This window comes from Nocardioides sp. (assembly GCF_036401255.1).
In the GTDB taxonomy this organism is placed as follows: Bacteria; Actinomycetota; Actinomycetes; order Propionibacteriales; family Nocardioidaceae; genus Nocardioides.
In genome coordinates this window covers 1-20632 of record NZ_DASWVI010000386.1, presented here as the reverse complement: position 1 = coordinate 20632, position 20632 = coordinate 1, and the positions used below count along the sequence as shown (strand labels likewise).

At 72.1% G+C, this 20632-nt stretch carries 20 protein-coding genes and 1 tRNA gene; 12 read left to right on the top strand and 9 right to left on the bottom strand.

What is annotated here, in order from left to right; genetic code table 11:
• The 6 genes from VGD85_RS18140 to VGD85_RS18115 all read left to right on the top strand — a co-directional run.
• Nucleotides 1-1281: ABC transporter substrate-binding protein (locus VGD85_RS18140; protein ID WP_331064835.1), on the top strand; the 1281-nt coding region annotated here is incomplete at its 5' end.
• 2 nt (nucleotides 1282-1283) lie between these two features.
• Entirely contained in the window at nucleotides 1284-3305 is a 2022-nt protein-coding gene (locus tag VGD85_RS18135) for an ABC transporter permease (protein ID WP_331064834.1), read from the top strand.
• Entirely contained in the window at nucleotides 3295-4110 is an 816-nt protein-coding gene (locus tag VGD85_RS18130) for an ABC transporter ATP-binding protein (RefSeq protein ID WP_331064833.1), read from the top strand. The genes VGD85_RS18135 and VGD85_RS18130 overlap by 11 nt, the downstream gene beginning before the upstream one ends.
• Entirely contained in the window at nucleotides 4107-4814 is a 708-nt protein-coding gene (locus VGD85_RS18125; protein WP_331064832.1) for an ABC transporter ATP-binding protein, read from the top strand. The genes VGD85_RS18130 and VGD85_RS18125 overlap by 4 nt, the downstream gene beginning before the upstream one ends.
• Nucleotides 4811-6478, top strand: coding sequence for a hypothetical protein (locus VGD85_RS18120; protein ID WP_331064831.1), 1668 nt, complete (start codon nucleotides 4811-4813; stop codon nucleotides 6476-6478). The genes VGD85_RS18125 and VGD85_RS18120 overlap by 4 nt, the downstream gene beginning before the upstream one ends.
• A 24-nt stretch (nucleotides 6479-6502) precedes the next feature.
• Nucleotides 6503-7048, top strand: a complete 546-nt coding sequence (locus VGD85_RS18115; RefSeq protein WP_331064830.1) for a hypothetical protein — start codon at nucleotides 6503-6505, stop codon at nucleotides 7046-7048.
• A gap of 364 nt (nucleotides 7049-7412) precedes the next feature.
• Here the strand turns inward: VGD85_RS18115 and VGD85_RS18110 are convergent, their stop codons facing one another.
• A complete protein-coding gene (locus tag VGD85_RS18110) occupies nucleotides 7413-8621 on the bottom strand; it encodes a DUF4032 domain-containing protein (RefSeq protein WP_331064829.1) in 1209 nt (402 codons plus the stop codon).
• A gap of 63 nt (nucleotides 8622-8684) precedes the next feature.
• On the opposite strand from VGD85_RS18110, the gene VGD85_RS18105 reads away from it, so the two are divergent.
• From VGD85_RS18105 to VGD85_RS18095, 3 genes are all read left to right on the top strand, one after another.
• A complete protein-coding gene (locus VGD85_RS18105) occupies nucleotides 8685-9134 on the top strand; it encodes a nuclear transport factor 2 family protein (protein WP_331064828.1) in 450 nt (149 codons plus the stop codon).
• A 17-nt stretch (nucleotides 9135-9151) separates the two neighbouring features.
• Nucleotides 9152-9874 (top strand): SDR family oxidoreductase, encoded by a 723-nt coding sequence (locus tag VGD85_RS18100; protein WP_331064827.1) that lies wholly within the window; start codon nucleotides 9152-9154, stop codon nucleotides 9872-9874.
• A gap of 54 nt (nucleotides 9875-9928) precedes the next feature.
• A tRNA-Thr gene (locus VGD85_RS18095) sits at nucleotides 9929-10001 on the top strand.
• A gap of 15 nt (nucleotides 10002-10016) precedes the next feature.
• On the opposite strand, the gene VGD85_RS18090 is transcribed toward VGD85_RS18095, so the two are convergent.
• Together VGD85_RS18090 and pdxY are read right to left on the bottom strand one after the other, a co-directional pair.
• On the bottom strand, nucleotides 10017-10673 hold the full coding sequence (locus VGD85_RS18090) for a DUF305 domain-containing protein (protein WP_331064826.1): 657 nt from the start codon (nucleotides 10671-10673) through the stop codon (nucleotides 10017-10019).
• 81 nt (nucleotides 10674-10754) lie between these two features.
• Nucleotides 10755-11606, bottom strand: a complete 852-nt coding sequence (pdxY, locus tag VGD85_RS18085) for a pyridoxal kinase PdxY (protein ID WP_331064825.1) — start codon at nucleotides 11604-11606, stop codon at nucleotides 10755-10757.
• Nucleotides 11607-11826: 220 nt separating this feature from the next.
• Here pdxY and VGD85_RS18080 point away from each other — a divergent pair, with 220 nt between their 5' ends.
• Nucleotides 11827-13452, top strand: a complete 1626-nt coding sequence (locus VGD85_RS18080; RefSeq protein WP_331064824.1) for a GMC family oxidoreductase — start codon at nucleotides 11827-11829, stop codon at nucleotides 13450-13452.
• A 5-nt stretch (nucleotides 13453-13457) separates the two neighbouring features.
• The gene (locus VGD85_RS18075) at nucleotides 13458-15017 is read left to right on the top strand and encodes a succinic semialdehyde dehydrogenase (protein WP_331064823.1); all 1560 of its coding nucleotides are present in this window, start codon (nucleotides 13458-13460) and stop codon (nucleotides 15015-15017) included.
• 2 nt (nucleotides 15018-15019) lie between these two features.
• Here VGD85_RS18075 and VGD85_RS18070 read toward each other — a convergent pair whose 3' ends face one another.
• Nucleotides 15020-15625 (bottom strand): hypothetical protein, encoded by a 606-nt coding sequence (locus tag VGD85_RS18070; RefSeq protein ID WP_331064822.1) that lies wholly within the window; start codon nucleotides 15623-15625, stop codon nucleotides 15020-15022.
• Nucleotides 15622-16128 (bottom strand): SigE family RNA polymerase sigma factor, encoded by a 507-nt coding sequence (locus VGD85_RS18065; protein ID WP_331064821.1) that lies wholly within the window; start codon nucleotides 16126-16128, stop codon nucleotides 15622-15624. Before VGD85_RS18065 ends, VGD85_RS18070 begins: the two co-directional genes overlap by 4 nt.
• A gap of 78 nt (nucleotides 16129-16206) precedes the next feature.
• Here VGD85_RS18065 and VGD85_RS18060 point away from each other — a divergent pair, with 78 nt between their 5' ends.
• Nucleotides 16207-16692, top strand: coding sequence for a cupin domain-containing protein (locus VGD85_RS18060; protein ID WP_331064820.1), 486 nt, complete (start codon nucleotides 16207-16209; stop codon nucleotides 16690-16692).
• 72 nt (nucleotides 16693-16764) lie between these two features.
• On the opposite strand, the gene VGD85_RS18055 is transcribed toward VGD85_RS18060, so the two are convergent.
• The 4 genes from VGD85_RS18055 to VGD85_RS18040 all read right to left on the bottom strand — a co-directional run.
• Nucleotides 16765-17526 carry a class III extradiol ring-cleavage dioxygenase gene (locus VGD85_RS18055; RefSeq protein WP_331064837.1) on the bottom strand — a complete coding sequence of 254 codons (762 nt, stop codon included), beginning with the start codon at nucleotides 17524-17526 and terminating at the stop codon, nucleotides 16765-16767.
• A gap of 43 nt (nucleotides 17527-17569) precedes the next feature.
• Nucleotides 17570-18226 carry a uracil-DNA glycosylase gene (locus VGD85_RS18050; protein WP_331064836.1) on the bottom strand — a complete coding sequence of 219 codons (657 nt, stop codon included), beginning with the start codon at nucleotides 18224-18226 and terminating at the stop codon, nucleotides 17570-17572.
• 68 nt (nucleotides 18227-18294) lie between these two features.
• Complete coding sequence (locus tag VGD85_RS18045; RefSeq protein ID WP_331064819.1) at nucleotides 18295-19323, bottom strand: hypothetical protein; 1029 nt, start codon at nucleotides 19321-19323, stop codon at nucleotides 18295-18297.
• On the bottom strand, nucleotides 19320-20632 hold a 1313-nt coding region (locus VGD85_RS18040; protein WP_331064818.1), incomplete at its 5' end, for a flavin monoamine oxidase family protein. The genes VGD85_RS18045 and VGD85_RS18040, both read right to left, overlap by 4 nt.

Genomic DNA, 20632 nt, shown 5'->3' with positions numbered 1-20632 from the left:
GCCGGCTCAGGTGGCGCGGCCGGCGCGGGCGACTCCGGCGACCCGACCGGCGCGGCCGCCGGCTCGGGCGCGAGTGCCGGGAGTGGTGGCGCCCACGGCACGGGTGACAACTCCGCGACCGGCGACGTCGAGGCCGGCGGGTGCCAGGGGTTCGAGAACCAGACCGGCATCACCGACGACACGATCACGATCGCCAACGCCTCGGACATCTCGGGCCCCGTGCCCGGCATCTTCGAGTCGGCGCAGCAGGCAACGCGGGCCTACGCGGCGTACTTCAACGCCGGCAACGACATCTGCGGCCGCAAGCTGGAGGTGCAGCTCCTCGACAGCCGCGCCGACGCCGGCGCCGACCAGCAGGCCTACACCAAGGCGTGCGACGAGGCGTTCGCCGCGGTCGGGTCGATGTCGGCGTTCGACTCCGGCGGCGCCTCGGCCGCGCAGGCGTGCGGCCTGCCCGACATCCGCTCGACGACGGTGACCCCCGAGCGTCGCGACTGCTCGACCTGCTTCGCGGCGCAGGCGGTCGACCCGAGGCTGGTGCCGAGCGCGATGCCGCGCTACTTCCTGTCCCACGACAAGGAGGCCACCCAGCACGCCGCGCTGGTCTACATCAACGCGGGTGCCGCGCCCGTCAACGCCGAGGCGTTCCGTGCCGCCTGGGACAAGGCGGGCTGGCACGTCGACTACTTCCAGGGCATCGACGTCTCGGAGTTCAACTACTCGCCCTACGTGCAGCAGATGAAGGACAAGGGCATCCGGCTGGTCGTCTACGTCGGGCCGTACCAGAACACCGAGAAGCTCCTCGACGCGATGAAGCAGCAGGGCTTCGACCCCGACGTGTTCCTCCAGGACTCCACGATCTACGACCAGCGGTTCGTCGAGGAGGCCGGCGCCGACGCCGACGGTGTCTTCGCCTACTCGACGACGGCGCTGTTCGACGACTCCGAGATCTTGGAGATGCAGCTCTACCGATCCTGGCTGAACCAGGTGAAGCCGGGAGCGGTGCCCAACTTCTACGGCCTCTACGCATGGTCGGCGGCGCGGCTGTTCGTCGAGCAGGCGGTCGCGCTCGGCGGCAGGCTCAGCCGGGCCTCCCTCGTCGACGCGCTGAGCCGGGTCAAGGACTGGACCGGCAACGGCCTGCACGCCCCCCAGCTGGTCGGGTCCAAGACGACGGCGAACTGTCAGTCCATCCTCCAGCTCGACGACGGCACGTGGCGCAAGGTCTCGCCCGGGAGCTTCCTGTGCGCGCCGCTCATCGACAGCGGAACAGGAAGCTAACGATGTCCTCGATCCTGTCCTTCACGATCCTCGGCCTGTTCACGGGCGCGGCCTACGCGATCGCGGCCAGCGGCCTGGTGCTCACCTACACGACCACCCGCGTGTTCAACATCGCGCACGGCGCGTTCGGCATGGTCATGGCCTTCACGTTCTGGGACTTCAGCCAGCGCCAGCACATGCCGACCTGGCTCGCACTGGTGCTCGTCCTCGGCGTGATCGCGCCCGGCATCGGCTGGTTCGTGCAGCGGTTCGTCACCCGCGGCCTCGGCGAGGGTCCGGTGAGCGTGTCCCTGGTCGTCACCGTCGGGCTGTTCGTCGGCCTGATCGGCGTCGCGCAGTACATCTGGCCGCCCGCGCCCCGCACCGTGCCGCCGTTCCTGGCCGAGGAGGGTCTGCGGATCGGCGGCACCTACGTGACGGCCCACCAGATCATCACGATCGCGCTGTCCGCGGTGGTGGCCGCCGCGCTCTACGGGCTGCTCAACCGCACCCGCGTCGGCACCGCCATGCGGGCCTCGGTCGACAACCCCGTGCTGCTGCAGCTCTTCGGCGGCAAGCCCGACATGGTCGCCTCGCTCTCGTGGGCGATCGGCATCTCGCTGGCCGCGCTCGCGGGCATCCTCCTGACCCCGGTGATCGGGCTGTCCTACTACGACCTCACGCTGCTGGTGATCAACGCGTACGCCGCGGCGATGCTCGGGCGGCTCAAGAGCCTCCCGCTGACGTTCGTCGGGGCGATGGGCCTCGGCGTGCTGCAGTCCTTCGCGGTGGCCTACCTGCCCTCCGAGGGCAACCTGGCCGGTCTGCGCGCGGTGGTCCCGGCGCTGTTCCTGTTCGTCGTGATCGTGGCGATGCCCCAGGCCCAGCTGCGGATCGGGCAGGTCAAGGGCATCGTGTCCGCGCCCCTGCCGACCCTGCCGAGGTCCGTGGGCTGGGGCTCCGCCCTGCTGGTGCTGGTCGCCGTGCTCACCATGTCGATGGGGGACGCCGACCTGCTCCTGGTCGGCACCGCGGCGACGTACGCGATGGTGATGCTCTCGCTGGTGCTGCTCACCGGCTACAGCGGGCACGTCTCGCTGGCCCAGTTCACGTTCGCGGGCGTCGGGGCGCTGGCCTACGCCAAGCTCGACGAGCCGAACCTGTTCGGCCTGTTCGTCGCCGCCGCGATCACCGCCGGGGTCGGGGCGCTGGTCGCCCTGCCCGTGCTGCGGCTGACCGGGCTCTACCTGGCGCTGTCGACGCTCGCCTTCGGCATGCTCATGGACAAGATGGTCTTCCAGGCCGACTTCGCCTTCGGTTTCAACGGCACGCTGCGCGCCGAGCGGCTCTCGCTGCTCGGGCGGGAGATCTCCTCCACCGGGGCCTACGTGCAGGTGATGGCGGTGTTCTTCGTGCTGATGGCGCTCGGCCTGCTGCTGCTGCGCCGCGGCGTGCTCGGGCGGCTGCTCATCGCGATGCGCGACAGCCCCGCCGCGTGCGGCACGCTCGGCCTGGACATGCGGTGGTTCCGCGTCGCCCTGTTCGGCCTGTCCGCCGGCATGGCGGGCCTGGCCGGGGCCCTGTTCGCCGGTCTGCGCGGCACGATCGGCGCCGCCGACTTCCAGCTCTTCAACAGCCTGCCGCTGCTGCTGCTCGCCGTCGTCTGCGGCGTCACCTCGGTGACCGGGGCGGCGCTCGGCGGCGTCGGGCTGATGCTGCTGCCGGTGCTCCAGAGCTCGCGCCCCGAGCTGGCGGGGCTGGTGTTCGCCGTCCTCGGGTTCGGCGCCGTCGCCCTGGGGCGTGACCCCAACGGCCTGGCCAACCTGGTCTTCGGACTGGGCCGCCGTCTCGACGCCCGCTTCGGCGACCGGGTCCGCGCGGCGGTGCCCGTGCTGCCGCTCCCGCAGGCGCGCGTCGAGGACGACAGCGGCACCGCCGTACCCCTCGCCGGACCGGTGCTGATCGTGCCCGAGGGGGAGCCGAGCCCGCCGGGCCCGTCGATCCCGAGCCCGTCCAGCAAGGAGGCACCCGCCCATGTCCGCTGAGAGAGTGCTCCTCGAGGTCGACGACGTCGTCGTGCAGTTCGGCGGCGTCACCGCGGTCGACCACGCCAGCTTCGTCGCGCGCGCGGGGCGGATCACCGGTCTGATCGGTCCCAACGGCGCCGGCAAGACCACGTGCTTCAACGTGATCAGCGGACTGCAGAAGCCCAACCGGGGCACGGTGCGCTTCGCCGGCCGCTCGATCACCCGCCTGCCGGTGCACAAGCGCTCCCGGCGCGGCATGGGCCGCACGTTCCAGCGGCTCGAGGCGTTCGGGTCGCTGACGGTGCGCGACAACGTCCGCGTCGCCCGCGACATCCACCGCGGGATCGGCGGCCTGGTGCGCCCCGCGTCCGCCGACGTCGACGGGCTGCTCGAACGCGTCGGCATCGCGGCGTACGCCGGCGAGCGGGCCGACTCGATCCCGACCGGTGTCGCGCGGCTGCTCGAGCTCGCCCGCTGCCTCGCCGCGGACCCCCGGCTGCTGCTGCTCGACGAACCCTCCTCGGGCCTGGACGAGTCCGAGACCGACGCGTTCGGCGAGCTGCTCGCCGAGCTGGCCACCGAGGGCCGCGGCATCCTCATGGTCGAGCACGACATGGACCTGGTGATGTCGGTGTGCGACGACATCCACGTCCTCGACTTCGGCCGGGTGATCGCCTCCGGCCCGCCCGGCGAGGTGCGCGCCGACCCGGCGGTCCAGAAGGCCTACCTCGGCTACTCCGACGATGCCCCAGCTGAGCCGGCGCCGGTCGCTGGTGGTCACGCCCCTGACGACACGCACGTGATGGAGGCGATCCGCGCATGAGCGTCCCGATCCTCGAGGTCGTCGACCTGCACGCGGCGTACGGCCGCATCGAGGTGCTGCGCGGGGTCGACCTGCGCGTGCCGAAGGGTGCGGTGATGGCGCTGCTCGGTCCCAACGGCGGGGGGAAGTCCACGCTGGTTAAGGTCATCAGCGGGCAGAAGAGGGCGACGTCGGGCGACATCCACCTCGGCGGGGTGCACGTGCAGGGCGCCGCGCCCGAGGAGCTGGCTCGCCTGGGGCTGTGCACCGTGCCCGAGGGGCGGTCGGTGTTCCCGAATCTCACCGTCGAGGAGAACCTCACGCTGATGTCGTACGCCGGGGTGTCCGCCGACGCCGTGCTCGACACGGCGTACTCCTACTTCCCCCGGCTGCACCAACGCCGTCACCAGCTCGCCGGCACCATGTCGGGCGGTGAGCAGCAGATGCTCGCGATGTCGCGGGCGCTGGCCTCCGACCCGGCCCTGCTGCTCCTCGACGAGCTCTCCATGGGGCTCGCGCCGCTGATCGTCGACGAGCTGTACGACACCGTCGCGCAGATCGCCGAGAGCGGCGTCTCGATCCTGTGCATCGAGCAGTTCGCCCGCACCGCGCTGCGGGTCTCCGACTACGCGGCGGTGATGACCGGCGGCCGGATCGTGGCCACCGGCGAGCCCGCCGAGGTGCTCGCCACCATGTCCGACGTCATCCTCGGAGGTGCCGCATGAAGTCCACGAGAGCCTCCTGGAAGCGCCTCGCCGTCCCGATCTCGGCCGCAGCACTCGCCGGCGTCGTTCTGCCGGTGTCGGCGGGTGCGCCCGCGGCCGGGGAGGGCGAGCCCACCAAGCCCGCCTTCAGCGGCTACAGCTCCACCGCCTGGGCCGCGCCGGTGAAGATCGAGGTCTACGAGCCCACGATCCCGATCCCGGCGAACCCGCAGCTGGAGCTCGAGCTGGCCTACTCCAAGGTCGAGGCCGACTCCGGCAGCTCGCTCGGCCGGGCCAGCTGGCTGTGGCCGGGCGACTCGATCGGCGAGGGCGCCAAGACCGTCATCGAGAACCTCGGCCTGCCCGAGCAGATCTCCGGACCGCTCGCCGCTCAGGGCTACCCCGTGCAGGTCAACGCCTCCCAGCCCTCCGGGGAGGCCAAGCAGGCCGACGAGCCCTTCCCCGGCACGGTGATGCGCACCAGCGCGGGGGAGAGGACGACGGTCGCGCAGGTCGGGTTCTCCCCGGACGGCGAGGTCCGCGACGGGTCCGAGAGCAAGGACGACGGCGGCACGGGCGGCGGTGGCACGCCCGGTGTGCCGGGGCTGCCGGAGCTGCCCGGCGTACCCGGCCTGCCCGGTGCGGGGGACCTGCTCGGGCAGTTCGGCCAGGCCATCACCGGCTCGGCCGGGTCGTCGGCCACGGCCGGGGAGGACCCCGGCCCGGGCGGCGCGCCCGGGCTGCCGCCCGAGCTGGCCGCGCTCGTCGACGTCGAGGGCTACACCTCGACCAGCAAGAACGTCGCCACCGATCAGGCCGTCACCACGACCGCCCGCTCGGCGCTGGGCGACGTCTACCTGCTCGGCGGCACCGTCCAGCTCAACGGCGTGGTGGTGACCAGCACCAGCTCGAGCAACGGCACCAAGAGCACGGCCGGCGGCAAGGCCACGATCGGCGGTCTGACGATCGCGGGCCGGGAGTTCTCCTTCGGGCCCGGCGGGCTCGAAGGGGCCGGCCAGCACACGGATGTGCCGGCGCTGCCCGACCAGGCCACCGCCGCCCTCGACCAGCTGGGCATCAAGCTGACCCTCCCGAAGCCCGGCCTGAAGAAGAAGGGCGACCGGGCCAGCAGCGCCGTGGCCGGCCTCGTCGTCGAGATCGACACCGCCAAGCTGCGCAAGCAGCTCGACGCGCTGCCGCTCGACGACCTGGTCGACGCGTTCCCCAGCGACCCGCCGGAGCTGAAGAAGCTGCTCCAGACGCTCGTCGGGCTCTCCCCGCGGATCGTGGTGACGCTCGGCAACGCCGGCACCCAGGTCGAGACCGTGCAGGGCATCGACCTGCCGACCGGCGACATCCCCGACAACGACCCGGGCGGCGCCGGCGGCGCCGGTGGGCCGTCGTCGGGCGGCGGGCCGGCCGCCGTGTCCGACTCGCCGTCCGCGGCCGACCCCGGCACGGCAGGCGATTCGCCGTCCGCGGCCGGCGACCTCGGCGATGCCGAGCTCACCGGCTCGGGACTGCCGCCGCTCTACTCGATCCCCGGTGCCGTCCTCGCCGGCAGCATCGCCCTCGCCGCCGTCGGTGGCACCTGGCTGCGCCGGATCGGCGCGATCGCGCTGGGTGGCGGCGGCTCCTGCACCCATGGCCTCGACAGTGGCCTGCCCGACCTCCGAAAGGCCTGACCCATGACGACGATGACTCCTCCGATGGACCAGTCCGCCTCTGCTCAGCGGCTCTCGATCGGCCTGCCCCGCGCCGGGGGGCGCACCGGCTCCGGTGCCGCCCCGCTGAAGGACAACCACTACCAGCTGCTGCAGCTGATCCTGTTCTGGGCCGGGGCGATCCTGCTGCCGCTGGGCCTGGTCGTGATCGTGCTCGGCTGGTACGGCGCGGCCCACACGCCGTACCAGTACGACCAGCTGTCCTACGTCGTCTCCGGCGGCCTCCTCGGACTGGGGCTGACGTTCACCGGCGGGTTCCTCTACTTCGGCGCGTGGCTGGCCCGGATCGCCGCGGACGGCAAGGAGTCCTCCAAACGGCTCGCCGACACCCTGCTGGTGCTCGCGGACGTGACCTCGCGCTCGGCCGCCCGCAGCGACGACGGCGTGGACGTGTCCGCGCTGCCCGTCACCGCCGGCGACGGCACGACCATGCACCGCCGCGACTGCGCGCTCATCGCCCACCGCACCGACCTGCACCCCGTCGGCGAGGACAACGGCCACCTCACCTCCTGCCGCGTCTGCCGCCCCTGATCCGCGCCGAGTCGGCGCCAGTTTCCCCGCACTGGTGGCCGAGTCGGCGCCAGTTTCCGCGGGGTGGTGGCCGAGTGGGCGCCAGTTTCCGCGCGCTGGGGGCCGAGTGGGCGCCAGTTTCCCCGCACTGGTGGCCGAGTCGGCGCCAGTTTCCGCGGGGTGGTCGTCGAGTGGGCGCCAGTTTCCCCCGCGTGTCTCCCCAGGGCACCACGTGGGCAAGCGGGGCGGCCTCGGCGGCCGGAACCGGGAAACTGCCGCCGTCTCGGCGGGGGTGAGGGGGAAACTGGCGCCGTCTCGGCGGGGGTGAGGGGGAAACTGCCGCCGTCTCGGCGGGGGTGAGGGGGAAACTGGCGCCGACTCGCGCTCACTCCTGCTCGGCGGCGACCTTCTCCTCGGGCTTGGCGAGCAGGTAGTTCTCGATGTAGTGGCGGGCGCTCTCGAAGATGTCGACGGCGTGGCCGGCGTTCTCCGAGAGGTACCAGCGGTGCACGAGCATCTCGTGGAAGATCTCGGCCGGCTCGAGCTTGCCCCGGGCCTCCGGCGGGATCATCGCCATGATCGGCTCGTAGACCTGCGTCATCCACTGGGTGGCGACCAGGCTGCGGTCCTCGCGCCCGAGGTCGAAGTGGGCGGTGAACGCCGCGATGTCGTTGAGCATCCGCCGCGCCTGGGCGTCCTCGACGTTCAGGCCGGTCAGCGCCTGCAGCTCGCGGCTGTGGTGGCCCAGCTCCACGACCTTCGGCTGGATCCGGATCCGCTCGCCGTTCCAGTCGGTGACGATGTCGAGCTCGTCGACGTCGAAGCCGAGGTCGTTGAGCCGCTCGACGCGCTGCTCGATGCGCCACAGCTCACCGGTCGAGAACTCCTCGGCGCGGGTGAGCTCGTCCCACAGCGCGTGGTAGCGATCGGAGAGCATCTCGACGATCGCGTGCGCCTGGACCTCGTGGTCGAGCGACTCGGTGGCCTGCAGGTCCAGCAGCTCGGCGAACACGTTCTCCACGGCGACGGTGACGTCGTACTCCCGCAGGTTGTCCGACAGGGTCGGCTTGAGCTCGCCGGTCTCCGCGTCGACGAGGTACGCCGCGAACCCGCCCGCGTCGCGCCGGAACAGCACGTTCGACAGCGAGACGTCACCCCAGTAGAAGTCGGCCAGGTGGAGCCGGACCAGCAGCACGACCATCGCGTCGATCAGCTCGGGCAGGTTCGCCGCGGTGCGGCCGTGCGCGAACAGGCTGCGGTAGGGCAGCGAGAACTGCAGGTGCTCGGTCAGCAGCGCGGCGGGCAGCTCCTCGCCGTTCTCGTCGACCCGCCCGGTGACCACGCCCTGCGGGGTGACCGCCGGGAGGCCCAGCCGCTGGAGGTCGCGCAGCAGGCGGTACTCCCGGAACGCCATCTCCTCGACGGTCTCCTTGACCGCGTAGGTGTTCTCCTCGAGCCGGACGATCCGCACGACGTGCCGCGAGAGGCCGCGGGGCAGCGGCACGACGTGCTCGGTCCACTCCTCGACCGGGGTCGCCCACGGCAGGCGCAGCAGCGCGGGGACCGGCCGGTTGGTGACGATGCGGAGCGCCATGGGCCCATTATCCGTCCCGACCGAACCTAGAACGTGTTCTAGGTTCGGTGGTAGCGTCCCCGCGTGCAGCTCACCGACGGCGACCGGATCCGCGGCCTGCTCGGCACCTACTGCCGGCTGATCGATGCCGGCGACTTCGCCGGGGTCGGCGCGCTCATGGCCGACGCCGTGCTCCGCGCGGAGGACGGTACGCCGCTGGCCACGGGGGCTGCCGAGGTCGAGCGGCTGTACGCCGGCCTGGTGCGGCTGCACGAGGACGGCACGCCGGGGACCCAGCACGTCGTCGCCAACACCGCCTTCGCCGAGCCGGCCGCGGACGGCTCGGTCGTCGCGACCTCGGCGTACCTCGTCTTCCAGGCCGTCGCCGCGGTGCCGCTCCAGCCGATCGTGACCGGGACCTACGTCGACACGTTCGCGCCCGACCACGGCGGGATCGGCTGGCACTTCGCCGAGCGCCGGTTCGGCGTCGGGCGCTCGGGCGTCCTCGACCACCACCTCACGATCGAGCTCTGACCCCGGAAAGGCCCCCCATGAACGAGCCAGGCAGCCGCGTCGTCGTCGTCACCGGAGCCGCATCCGGCATCGGACATGCCACCGCGGCGCTGTTCCGCGACCTCGGCGACACCGTCTTCGGACTCGACGTCCGCCCGAGCGTGCCCGACGGCGTGACCTATGTGGAGTGCAACGTCGGCGACCGCGCGTCCGTGTTCGCCGCCGTCGAGACCTGCGCCGCCGAGGGGCGCATCGACGTGCTCGCGAACGTCGCGGGCATCGTGCAGTTCGGCCGGATCGAGACCGTGACCGAGGAGGAGTGGGACCGGGTCCACGCCGTCGACCTCAAGGGCCCGTTCCTGCTCATCCAGGCCGCGTTGCCGCACCTGCGCGCCTGCGGCGGCAACATCGTCAACGTCTCGTCGGTGGCGGGCAACAAGGCGCAGCCCTACGCCACGGCGTACGCCGCCGCCAAGGGCGGACTCACCCAGCTCACCCGCGCGCTCGCCCTCGAGCTCGCGCCCGAGGGCATCCGCGTCAACGCGATCTGCCCCGGGACCGTCGACACCCCGATCGTCGAGCAGGTGTTCCACAAGCTGACCGACGACCTCGACACCCGGGTGGCCGACCGGCTGATGATGATGCTGCCGGGCGGCGCGATCCGGCCCGACGAGATCGGCTCGGCGATCGTCTACCTCGCCTCGCCCCAGGCGCGGATGATCACCGGCGAGATCCTGGCTTTCGACGGTGGCATGAGCTGAGCGGATCGCCTGCCCGTAGCATGTGGCGTCGCCGCGGGTACTTGCCGTGGCGCGGCCGCGTTAGCTCAGCTGGTAGAGCATCCGCCTTGTAAGCGGACGGTCAGGAGTTCGACTCTCCTACGCGGCTCCGAGCAGTGGTGGATCACTCCCGCAGCAGCCGCCGCATCTCCTCGACCTCGGCCTGCTGGGTGGTCACGATCTGCTCGGCGAGCGCGACCGCGGGCGGGTACTCGCCCTGCGCGATCTCGTGCCGCGCCATCGAGATCGCGCCCTGGTGGTGCACGATCATCGTGCGCAGCCAGCGGTCCTCGAAGTCCGCCGCCCGCGAGGCCCGGACCTCCTGCACGTCCGCGGCGCTCAGCGCCCACGGCCCCATCCGGGTGCGCACCAGGCCGCGCAGCGCGCCCGTGGCGGAGCGCTGGCTCAGCAGGGTCTCGTCCATCGGCTCGGCGGTGGGGGTCGGCTCGTCCCACCGGGTCAGCCAGCCGGTGAGCTGCTCGAGGTCGGCGGACTGACCCGTCTCGATGTGCGCGGTGAGCGCGGCGAAGCCCGCGGTCACGTCCCGGTCCGCGGCAAGTGCGACCAGGCGCAGGCCCTGCTCGTGGTGCGGCACCATCTCCGCGGCGAACGCGACGTCGTGCTGGTTGTGCGCCGGCTCCGCGGAGACCGACATCGTCGGGGTGACGGCGGTGTCGCAGCCCGTGAACGCCAGCGCGGCGAGCGCCAGACCGGTGCCCACGGCCGCGGTCAACCTGGTGGTCAGGGCGCGTCGTCGAGCCGGCTGACGGGGGGTGGCCATGGGCCGACGGTACGTCCGGCTACCGCTGGGTAACCCGGGGCGAAGGTCCCGACCTGGCTCGGGGTGGCCCATCTCACCCGGTCAGCGCAGGCGGCGTACGGCGAACCGCGCGGGCGGGTGTGCGATCGCCTCCTGGGCGGCCACCAGCTGGATCTCCCGGGTCCCTGCCGCGAGGGTCTCCTCGAGGATCGCGAAGACCGCCGAGGTCGTCCGCTCCAGCGCGACCTGCGCGGAGCCGGTGGTCCGCAGGTGCGCGAGGTAGAGCGCGGCGGTCACGTCGCCGCAGCCGTTCGGGGTGATCGGCAGCAGCGGCGTCTCCACCGCCCAGGCGCCCGCGTCGGACACCGCGACCACGTCGATGCGGCCCTCGGGCACCTCGCCGTGGACGACGCTGGTGACCAGCACGTCGCGCGGCCCGCGCTCGCGCAGGACGTCGACGGCGTCGACGATCTCGGCCAGCGTGCGGGTCGGGCGGCCGACGAGGAAGTCGAGCTCGAAGTGGTTCGGCGTGAGGATGTCGGCCCGCGGCACCACGGTGTCGCGCAGGTACTCCGGGATGCCGGGACGCACGAACATGCCGCGGCCGACGTCGCCCATCACCGGGTCGCAGCAGTAGAGGGCGTCCGGGTTGAGCTCCTTCACGCGAGCGACCGCGTCGAGGATCACCGCGCCCACCGCCGGGTCGCCCTGATAGCCGGACAGCACCGCGTCGACCTCCGCCAGCGCCCCACGGTCGTCGATGCCGGCGATCACCTCGCGCACGTCCGACGGGTCGAGCAGCGGGCCGCGCCAGGCGCCGTACCCGGTGTGGTTGGAGAAGTGCACCGTGTTCACCGGCCAGACCTCGTGGCCCAGGCGCTGCAGCGGGAACACCGCCGCCGAGTTGCCGACGTGTCCGAAGGCCACCGAGGACTGGATGGAGAGGATCTGCACCGGTGCAGTGTGACGCACGAGCGGCGACTCCTCAGCCCCCGCTCGATGTAACGCGGGGTTAGTGGATCTAGGAACCCTGTTGTAAGGGGGTGACCAGATCCAACAACCCCGCGTTACAGGCGGGAGGCCCACCCCCTGGCTCGGACAACTAGAACACGTTACAGTGTGGCCGCGCACACATTCCCGCGGTATGCCGCCCTGCTCCAGCGAGGTTTGACCCATGGCCAAGACGCCGTACAAGAACGAGGCCGACTACGTCGTGGTCGGGTCCGGCAGCTCCGGGGCCGCGATCGCGGGCCGGCTGGCCCAGTCCGGGGCGAGCGTGATCGTGCTCGAGGCCGGCAAGAGCGACGAGCAGTACCTGGTGAAGAAGCCCGGCATGATCGGGCCGATGCACTCGGTGCCCGAGATCAAGAAGCGGGTCGACTGGGGCTACTACTCCACCCCGCAGAAGCACATCCTCGACCGCAAGATGCCGGTCCCGCGCGGCAAGGTCGTCGGCGGGTCGAGCTCGATCAACGGCATGGTCTACGTGCGCGGCAACCGGGCCAACTACGACGCCTGGGCCGCCGAGGGCTGCGCCGGCTGGTCGGCCGACGAGGTCAACGCGGCCTACAAGCGCATGGAGGACTTCGAGGACGGCGCCAACGACTACCGCGGCGCGGGCGGTCCGATCAAGGTCACCCGCAACGCCGCCCCGCAGGAGGGATCGCTGCAGTTCATCCAGGCGACCTCCGACGTGCTCGGCGTGAAGGTCCTCGACGACTACAACGCCGAGTCGCAGGAAGGCGTCAGCCGGATGCAGCAGAACGCTGCGAACGGCCTGCGCTACAGCGCCTCGCGCGGCTACCTCCACCATCTCGACGTCCCCACGCTGCAGCTGCAGACCGAGGTGCTGGTGACCAAGGTCGTCATCGAGAACGGCCGCGCCACCGGCGTGGAGGTCACGGACAAGGATGGCAGCCGGCGCACGGTCCGGGCCGGCAAGGAGGTCATCCTCTCGGCCGGGTTCGTCGGCTCCGCCCAGATCCTGATGCTGTCGGGCATCGGGCACGCCCAGCACCTGCGCGACCACGGCATCGAGGTGCTCGCGGACCTGCCGGTCGGCGACAACCTGCACGACCACATGTTCCACGCGCTGACGTTCCACACGACGTCGACGAAGATGCGCGGCAACGCCTTCTTCTTCGGCAAGGGCGTGCTCAAGGAGGCGCTGCGCCCGGGCAAGACGTTCCTGGCGAACTCCGTGTTCGAGGCGGTCGCGTTCCTGCGTACGTCGCAGGCCACCGACGTGCCGGACCTGCAGCTGCACCTGTTGCCCTGGTCCTACGTCTCGCCCAACCAGGACGAGCCGATCCGCCACGAGGTGGACCCGCGTACGTCGATCACGCTGCTCTCGACGCTGATCTACCCGCGCAGCAGGGGCACGCTGCGGCTGGCGTCCAGTGATCCCACTGCCCCGCCGCTCATCGACTTCCAGTACCTCGCCGACCCCGGGGACCTCGAGGTCCTTGCCGAAGGCTCGGAGATGGTGCGCGAGATCATGGCCGGGGCCGCGTTCGGCGGAGCCGTCAAGGAGGAGATCCACCCCGGAGCCGGCCTCAAGGGCCAGGCGCTGCGCGACGCGATCCTCAACCGCGCCACCTCGGTCTACCACGGCGTCGGCACCTGCCGGATGGGCACCGACGAGCTCGCGGTCGTCACCCCCGACCTCAAGGTCCGCGGCATCGAGGGCCTCCGGGTGTGCGACGCCTCGATCATGCCGTCGATCACCGGTGGCAACACCAACGCGCCGGCGATCATGATCGGCGAGCGCGGCGCCGACTTCGTACTGGGCCGGGTGTGATCGCGATGGCACTGCAGCGACCGGCGTCGATCACCGACGCGTTCTTGGACCGGCTCGTCTCGCGGGTCCCGTCGACCAGCGGCGGCACCTGGAAGCTCACCGAGGTCTACACCGGTGACGTGCTCGTGGAGCTGCCGCAGTCGACCCCGGCCGACATCGAGGCGGCGTTCGCCACCGCCCGCGAGGCCCAGCGGTCCTGGGCGGCCCGGCCGCTGAAGGACCGGCTCGAGGTGTTCAAGCGCGCGCACGCCCTGTTCATCGACAACGCCCACACCACGACGGACCTGATCCAGGTCGAGAGCGGCAAGAACCGCCGGATGGCGATCGAGGAGACCTGCGACCCGGTGATGGTGATGAGCCACTACCTCAAGCGGGCACCGCACCTGCTCAAGCCGGTCAAGCGCGGCGGTCCGGTGCCGTTCTTGAGCACGTCGACCGAGATCCGCCGGCCCAAGGGCGTCGTCGGCATCATCGCGCCCTGGAACTTCCCGTTCGCGACCGGCATCTCCGACTCGATCTCCGCGCTGATGGCCGGCAACGCGATCGTGCTCAAGCCCGACAACAAGACCGCACTGTCGCCGCTGTACGGCGTGCAGATGCTCGAGGAGGCCGGCCTGCCGAAGGGTCTGTTCCAGGTCGTGTGCGGCGAGGGCCCCGACGTCGGCCCGACGCTGATCGACAACGCCAACTACGTGATGTTCACCGGCTCGACCGCCACCGGGCGGGTGATCGGCGAGCGGGCCGGCCGCAACCTGATCGGCTGCTGCCTCGAGCTCGGCGGCAAGAACCCGATGATCGTGCTCGAGGACGCGAACATGGACGAGGTCGTGCAGGGCGCGCTCTTCGGCGCGTTCGGCAACACCGGCCAGATCTGCATGCACATCGAGCGGATGTACCTGCCCGACTCCCGCTACGAGGAGTTCAAGACCAAGTTCGTCGCGGCGACCGAGGCGCTGACCATCGGCGCGGCGTACGACTTCGGCCCCGACATGGGCTCGCTGGTCTCGCCCGACCACATGGAGCGGGTCAAGGCGCACGTCGAGGACGCCGTCGCCAAGGGCGCGACGGTGCTCACCGGTGGCAAGGCGCGCCCCGACCTCGGGCCGGCGTTCTTCGAGCCGACGATCCTCGAGGGGGTCACGAAGGACATGCTGTGCGGCGTGACCGAGACGTTCGGGCCGGTCGTCGCGCTGCACAGGTACGAGACCGTCGACGAGGCGGTCGCGCTCGCCAACGACACCGACTACGGGCTGAACGCCTCGGTGTGGGGCGGCGACGTCGCGACCGCCTGCCAGGTGGGCAAGCGGATCGAGTCGGGCAACGTCAACGTCAACGACATCCTCGCGACCGCGTTCGCGTCGAAGGGTACGCCGTCGGGCGGGGTCAAGCAGTCCGGCGTCGGCGCCCGGCACGGCGACCAGGGCCTGCTCAAGTACACCGACGTGCAGAACCTCGCCGTGCTCAAGAAGCAGGTGATGGGCGCGCGTCCGGGCCAGGACTACGACAAGTACGTCAAGGGGATGCTCGGCGGCCTGAAGATGATGCGCAGGACCGGCATCCGCTGACCTCAGTTCGGGGCGTAGCCCAGCATCAGGTGGTCGCGGTGGCTTCCCCAGGTCAGGTCGAGCGACCAGCAGCCGGCTGACGGCAGGTCGATGCCGGACGGACCGGGTGCCGGGCTGACGGTGCGGGCCACCGTCTGCCCGCTGCCCTCGAGCGTGGCCCGGATCTCCAGCGGCCCGTCGCCCGGCCCGACCCGGGCGACCCACAGGATCTTGTTGTTCTCGCCCGCGGCCGGCGGCGCCTCCAGTGGATGGTGGGTGTCCCACAGGATGGCGACCAGGTCGCCCTCGTCGCCGAGGACGTAGGGCATGGCCTGGTCCGGGGGCGTGAACCCCGCCCGCGCCCACTCGGGGAGCGGCGCCGCCTCGTAGTCGAGCCGACAACCGGCGGTCGACCCGGCCGGGGAGGCAGGTTCGGAGTCGTCGCGTCCGATGACGGCGGCGACCCCGACGAGCGCGACCACCGCGATCGCCGCAGCCGCGGCGAGCGGCACGATCCACCGCCGCTTCGGGGCGGGAGGGAGCGACTCGCCCAGCGGTCGCGTGGCCGACTCGGCGACCCGCCGCATCGTGGCGGCGATGAACTCGTCGGTGTCCAGGTGCGTGCTCATGTCTCCATCCCTCGATCCGTCGACTCCGAGGCCCGGGCGGCCTCGGCGGCCCGCCGCAGCGAGTCGCGGCCGCGGGCCAGGTGGGTCTTCGCGGTCGCCACGCCGCAGCCGAGGACCTCGGCGACCTCGGCGATCGGCCGGTCCTCCAGGTAGGTCAGCGCCACCGCCACCCGCTGTCGGTGCGGCAGCGACCGCATGGCGTCGTCGAGCCACGCGTCCAGGCCCCGTGATCCCGCCTCGTCCCGCGTGGCCGGGTCGGGTGGGACGGCGACCAGCACCTCGCGCCGTCGGCGTCGCGCGTTCTTGTGCAGGTTCGCCAGCGTCGTACGCGCGTAGGCGGCCATGTTGTCGTGGTGCGCGAGCCGGCCCCACCGAGCCGACACCCGCGTCAACGTCTCCTGGGTCAGGTCCCACGCGTCGTGCTCGTTGCCGCACAGCACCCGCGCCAGGCCGAACAGCCGGGTCGTCTCGACCGCGGCGAACTCGTCGAACCCCAGCTCCATGGTGGCGCCGCCTTCTCTCACACTCCTACAACACCCGGAGGGCTGCTTCGGACTACACGATCGCCGTACTGTCGAGCCATGTCCCTGCCTCGTCCCTACCCTCCGGACACCTACCACGGCGAGGGCGGTGAGGCCTCGGCGTGGCTGCGCCGTGGCGACGAGCCGCCCGAGATCACCTACCGCAGCGGCGGCACCTGCGAGTACATCGCCACCGGCGACCAGACGGCCGGCCGCTTCGGGCTCTACCGCTGGACCTTCGGTGAGACCGAGACCGGCCCCGACCCGCACTTCCACCGCTCGATCTCCGAGCAGTTCTACGTGCTCTCGGGCGAGGTGCGGCTGTACGACGGGCGCGCCTGGGTCACGGCTCGTCCCGGTGACTTCCTCTACGTGCCCGAGGGCGGGCTGCACGGGTTCCGCGGCGGCGGGGGCGCCTCGATGCTGTTGATGTTCGCCCCCGGCGGCCCCCGGGAGGACTACTTCGAGACGCTGGCCCGCGGTGAGCAGATGTCGGAGGAGGAGCGCGCCGAGTTCATGCTCCGCCACGACACGTTCTGGGTGTGAGGCGGGCCGTCGTACCTGACGGAGCTGTCGCGGATCAACGGGCGAGGCAACCGATTCGTCGGGTGCGTCGACTCACGCAACCTGGAGCGACCGCTTCGAGAGGCCCATCCAGAAGCCGTCGATGACCTGCAGGCCGGGCTCGGTGGGGTCGGTGGCGGCGCCGAGGGTGACGAACAGCGGGGTGTAGTGCTCGACGGTCGGGTGCGCGTAGGGCATGCCCGGCGCCTGCGCGCGGTAGTCCGCCAGCGTGTCCACGTCGCCGCGGGCGAGCGCCTCGCCGGCCCAGGCGTCGAAGTCGCTCGACCAGCCCGGAGCGGCCGCGTCGATGCGCCACTCGCGCAGGAACGGCAGGCCGTGGGTGAGGAAGCCCGACCCGATGATCAGCACGCCCTCGTCGCGCAGCGGGCGCAGCCGCTCGCCGAGCCTCAGCAGCCGCACCGGGTCGTGGGTCGGCAGTGACATCTGCAGCACCGGGATGTCGGCGTGCGGGTACATGATCTTCAGCGGCACCCAGGCGCCGTGGTCGAGGCCGCGGCTGGCGTGCTGGTGCACGGGCTCGCTCGCCGGCATCATCGCCGCGACCCGCGCGGCGAGCGCGCTCGCGTCCGGGGTCTCGTAGGTCATCCGGTAGTACCGCGCGTCGAAGCCGCCGAAGTCGTAGACGAGGGGAGCGCGGCTCGCGGTGAGGCTGACCGGCGCCGACTCCCAGTGGGCGCTGACGATCAAGATGGCCTTCGGCCGCGGCAGGTCCGCCGCCCACGCGGCGAGCTGGCCCGACCAGACCGGGTCGTCCAGCAGCGGCGGGGCACCGTGGCCGATGTAGAGAGCCGGCATGCGCACGTCGTCCATGATCCCCCAAATGGTTGGATCTTCAACTTTATTCCGGCGGGAGGGTCCAGTCGAGGGGCGCGGCCCCCTGCTCGGCCAGCAGGTCGTTGGCTCGGCTGAAGGGCCGCGAGCCGAAGAACCCCCGGTACGCCGACAGCGGGGACGGGTGCGGTGACTCGACGACGGGGGTCGCGCCGAGCATCGGCTTGAGGTTGCGTGCGTCGCTGCCCCAGAGGATCGCCACGAGCGGGCCGCCCCGCCGGGCCAGCGCCTCGATCGCGCACGCGGTGATCGGCTCCCAGCCCTTGCCGCGGTGGCTGTTCGAGGCGCCGGGCTGCACCGTCAGGCACCGGTTCAGCAGCATCACGCCCTGGTCCGCCCACGCGGTCAGGTCACCGTGGCGCGGCGGCATGACGCCGAGGTCGTCGCGCAGCTCGGTGTAGATGTTCACCAGGCTCGGCGGCAGTGGCCACACGTCGCGACGTACGGCGAAGCTCAGCCCGATCGGGTGCGCCGGGTTGGGGTAGGGGTCCTGCCCGACGATCAGCACGCGCACGTCCGCGAGCGGGCGCTGGAAGGCCCGGAAGACCCGGTCTCCGGCGGGCTGGTAGGACCGACCCGCCGCGAGCTCCTCGCGCAGGAAGCGTCCCATCGCCGCGACCTGCTCGTCGACCGGCGCGAGGGCCTCGGCCCAGTCCGGTGCCATCAGCCCCTTGTCGACCAGTCCCGTCAGCGCGCTCACGGTCGGCAGGCTAGCGGCCGCCGACGCGCCGGTCAGAAGCCGGCGCGACGCGGCAGGTACGCCGGGCGGCCGGGCTCGCCCACGTGGACGTCGAGGACCGCCTGGTGGGTGGCGTCCCCGGCCACCGCGGACTGGTTGGCGACCAGGACGCTGCGGCCGAGGAACGTCGCGCTGCACGGGGTGTCGAACGGGACCGGCGAGCCGTTGTCGCCGGTGAGGGCGGTGCCGAACCGCCGCACCTCGCGGCCGGCCGCGGTCAGCTCGACGAGCTGGTTGGCCAGCCCCGCGAGCGCGACGTACACGTGCCCGGAGCGGCCTATCCCGAAGCCGTCGGGCAGGTCGCCGGGCTGGGAGGTCCACAGCGTCTCGATCGCCCCGGGGCGGCCGCGGTCGCCGATCGGCAGCCGGTACAACGCACCGTCGGTCGGCAGGTCGCTGCCGTCGCTGACGGTCTGCTGGGTGATCAGGAGGTCGCCGCGGCCCGGACGGTAGCGGATGCCGGTGGTGCCGAACCCGACCGCGCCCTCGAGCGCCGGCGACGCGAACCACCGGCGCGGCGTCCGCGACCCGTGCGGCACCTTCCAGATCACGCCGTCGGCGTAGTCGGTGACGAACAGCGCCCCGCCGGGTCCCCACGTCGCGTAGTTGGGCACCGCCCCGTCGGGGAACCGCACGACCCGGCGGAACCGGCCGGTGCGGACGTCGAGGGTCAGCACCGACGCGGTCGAGGTCTCGAGCAGCACCAGCTGGCCGTCGCGGGTCTGGTTCGCGACCTGGACGCCGTGGTCCTCGTCGACCACCTGGCCGGGCACCGTCCACGACCGCAGCAGCGTGCCGTCGGCCGCCCACTCGAAGACCCGCGAGGGCGTGGTGCTGCCGGTGTCGACGTAGCTGCCGGCGTACACGCGCCCGTTGGTGTGCGCGTGGACGTACGCCGGGAACCCGGGCGCGGGCACCAGGGCGAAGACCCGGGCGTCCCCGTCCTCGCGAACCTGCGCGGACGCCGGCCACGCGGTGGCCGCCAGCACCACGACGGCGAGCGCCGTCAGCAGTCGCCTCACCGACGCTCACCGACCTCGACGGCGGCGCGCTCCCCGGCCCGGACGGCGCCGTCCATGTAGCCGGTCCAGTACGTCGAGGTCTCGGTGCCGGCCCAGTGCACCCGGCCGAACGGTCGCCGGATCGCCGACCCGAACTGCACCATCGTCCCCGGGGCGTAGTTGGCGACCGGCCCGCCGGTGGTCCAGCGCTCCTGGGTCCAGTCCTGCTCGGTGTACTCGATGGGGTGCAGCGCCTGCTCGCCGAACATCGCGGCGAAGCCCTCGAGCACCGCGCGGCGCCGCTCGGCACGCGGCAGCACGCCGTACTGCCGCCAGGTCGACCCGCCGACGAACGCCAGCAGCACGCCCGGCTCACCCTCCCGCGGGGAGTTGTCGAACACCGCCCGCGCCGCGCCGGAGTCGTTGATGCCGAAGCCGTTGAGCCCGGCCGCGCGCCAGAACGGTGTCGGGTAGACCGCGTCGCACTTCATCAGCTGGCCCATGTCGAGGTGGCGCAGCAGTTGCAGCCGGCGGGCCGGCAGCCGCGGGAACCACTCGATGCCGAGCACGAGCGGTGGGGGAGCGGCCACCACCACGCGGCGGGCGCGCACGGTGCCGCGGGCGCTGTGCACCAGCACGTGCCCGTCGCGCTGCTCGATGCGGCGCACCGGCGCGCGCAGCGCCACGATGTCGCCGAGCCGGCGCGCGAGCCGCAGCGGGATGAGCTGGGAGCCGCCGACGAAGCGCCGCTCCTGGGCGCCGTTCGCGGTGTCAGAGTTGCGGGAGAACGTGCCGACGTGGCGCTCGTCGCCCGAGCAGGCGACGTACCAGAGCACGTAGAGGAGCGACAGCTCGTTGGGGTCGGCGCCGAAGCCCGGCTGGGTCCAGCACTCGATGAGGTTCTCCACGCCGTCGCCGTTGATCGCGTTGGCCCGGATCCACTCACCGAGCGTCATCGCGTCCCACTCCGCGGCGCGCGGGTGGCTCCAGGGCGCGTCGACGGCGATCTCGGCGGCCATGTTGTCGATGCGGGTCAGCAGCACCGCCGCGTCGGGGAGGATCGTGGGGTCGGGCGGCACCGTGCCGGAGTACTCCTGGCGCCCGGTCAGCGACGAGACGTAGACGCTGTTGCCCTCGTTGTACTCCGGGAACGTCGGCACCCCCAGCTCGCGCGCCAGCCGCCGGATGTGGCCCTGGGTCGGGCCGACGAACGCGCCGCCCGCCTCGATCGTGGCGCCGTGGGCGCCCGGCGCCCGCAGGTGGTGGTTGAGCACCCGCCCGCCGACCCGGTCGCGCGCCTCGAGGAGCAGTACGTCGAGCCCGTCGCGGG

Excerpts from the sequence above, each read along its gene's own strand:
- VGD85_RS18135 (WP_331064834.1), top strand. The coding sequence starts at position 1,284 with ATGTCCTCGATCCTGTCCTTCACGATCCTCGGCCTGTTCACGGGCGCG.
- VGD85_RS18130 (WP_331064833.1), top strand. The coding sequence starts at position 3,295 with ATGTCCGCTGAGAGAGTGCTCCTCGAGGTCGACGACGTCGTCGTGCAG.
- VGD85_RS18125 (WP_331064832.1), top strand. The coding sequence starts at position 4,107 with ATGAGCGTCCCGATCCTCGAGGTCGTCGACCTGCACGCGGCGTACGGC.
- VGD85_RS18120 (WP_331064831.1), top strand. The coding sequence starts at position 4,811 with ATGAAGTCCACGAGAGCCTCCTGGAAGCGCCTCGCCGTCCCGATCTCG.
- VGD85_RS18115 (WP_331064830.1), top strand. The coding sequence starts at position 6,503 with ATGGACCAGTCCGCCTCTGCTCAGCGGCTCTCGATCGGCCTGCCCCGC.
- VGD85_RS18110 (WP_331064829.1), bottom strand. The coding sequence starts at position 8,621 with ATGGCGCTCCGCATCGTCACCAACCGGCCGGTCCCCGCGCTGCTGCGC.
- VGD85_RS18100 (WP_331064827.1), top strand. The coding sequence starts at position 9,152 with ATGAACGAGCCAGGCAGCCGCGTCGTCGTCGTCACCGGAGCCGCATCC.
- VGD85_RS18090 (WP_331064826.1), bottom strand. The coding sequence starts at position 10,673 with ATGGCCACCCCCCGTCAGCCGGCTCGACGACGCGCCCTGACCACCAGG.
- VGD85_RS18080 (WP_331064824.1), top strand. The coding sequence starts at position 11,827 with ATGGCCAAGACGCCGTACAAGAACGAGGCCGACTACGTCGTGGTCGGG.
- VGD85_RS18075 (WP_331064823.1), top strand. The coding sequence starts at position 13,458 with ATGGCACTGCAGCGACCGGCGTCGATCACCGACGCGTTCTTGGACCGG.
- VGD85_RS18070 (WP_331064822.1), bottom strand. The coding sequence starts at position 15,625 with ATGAGCACGCACCTGGACACCGACGAGTTCATCGCCGCCACGATGCGG.
- VGD85_RS18065 (WP_331064821.1), bottom strand. The coding sequence starts at position 16,128 with ATGGAGCTGGGGTTCGACGAGTTCGCCGCGGTCGAGACGACCCGGCTG.
- VGD85_RS18060 (WP_331064820.1), top strand. The coding sequence starts at position 16,207 with ATGTCCCTGCCTCGTCCCTACCCTCCGGACACCTACCACGGCGAGGGC.
- VGD85_RS18055 (WP_331064837.1), bottom strand. The coding sequence starts at position 17,526 with ATGCCGGCTCTCTACATCGGCCACGGTGCCCCGCCGCTGCTGGACGAC.
- VGD85_RS18050 (WP_331064836.1), bottom strand. The coding sequence starts at position 18,226 with ATGGCACCGGACTGGGCCGAGGCCCTCGCGCCGGTCGACGAGCAGGTC.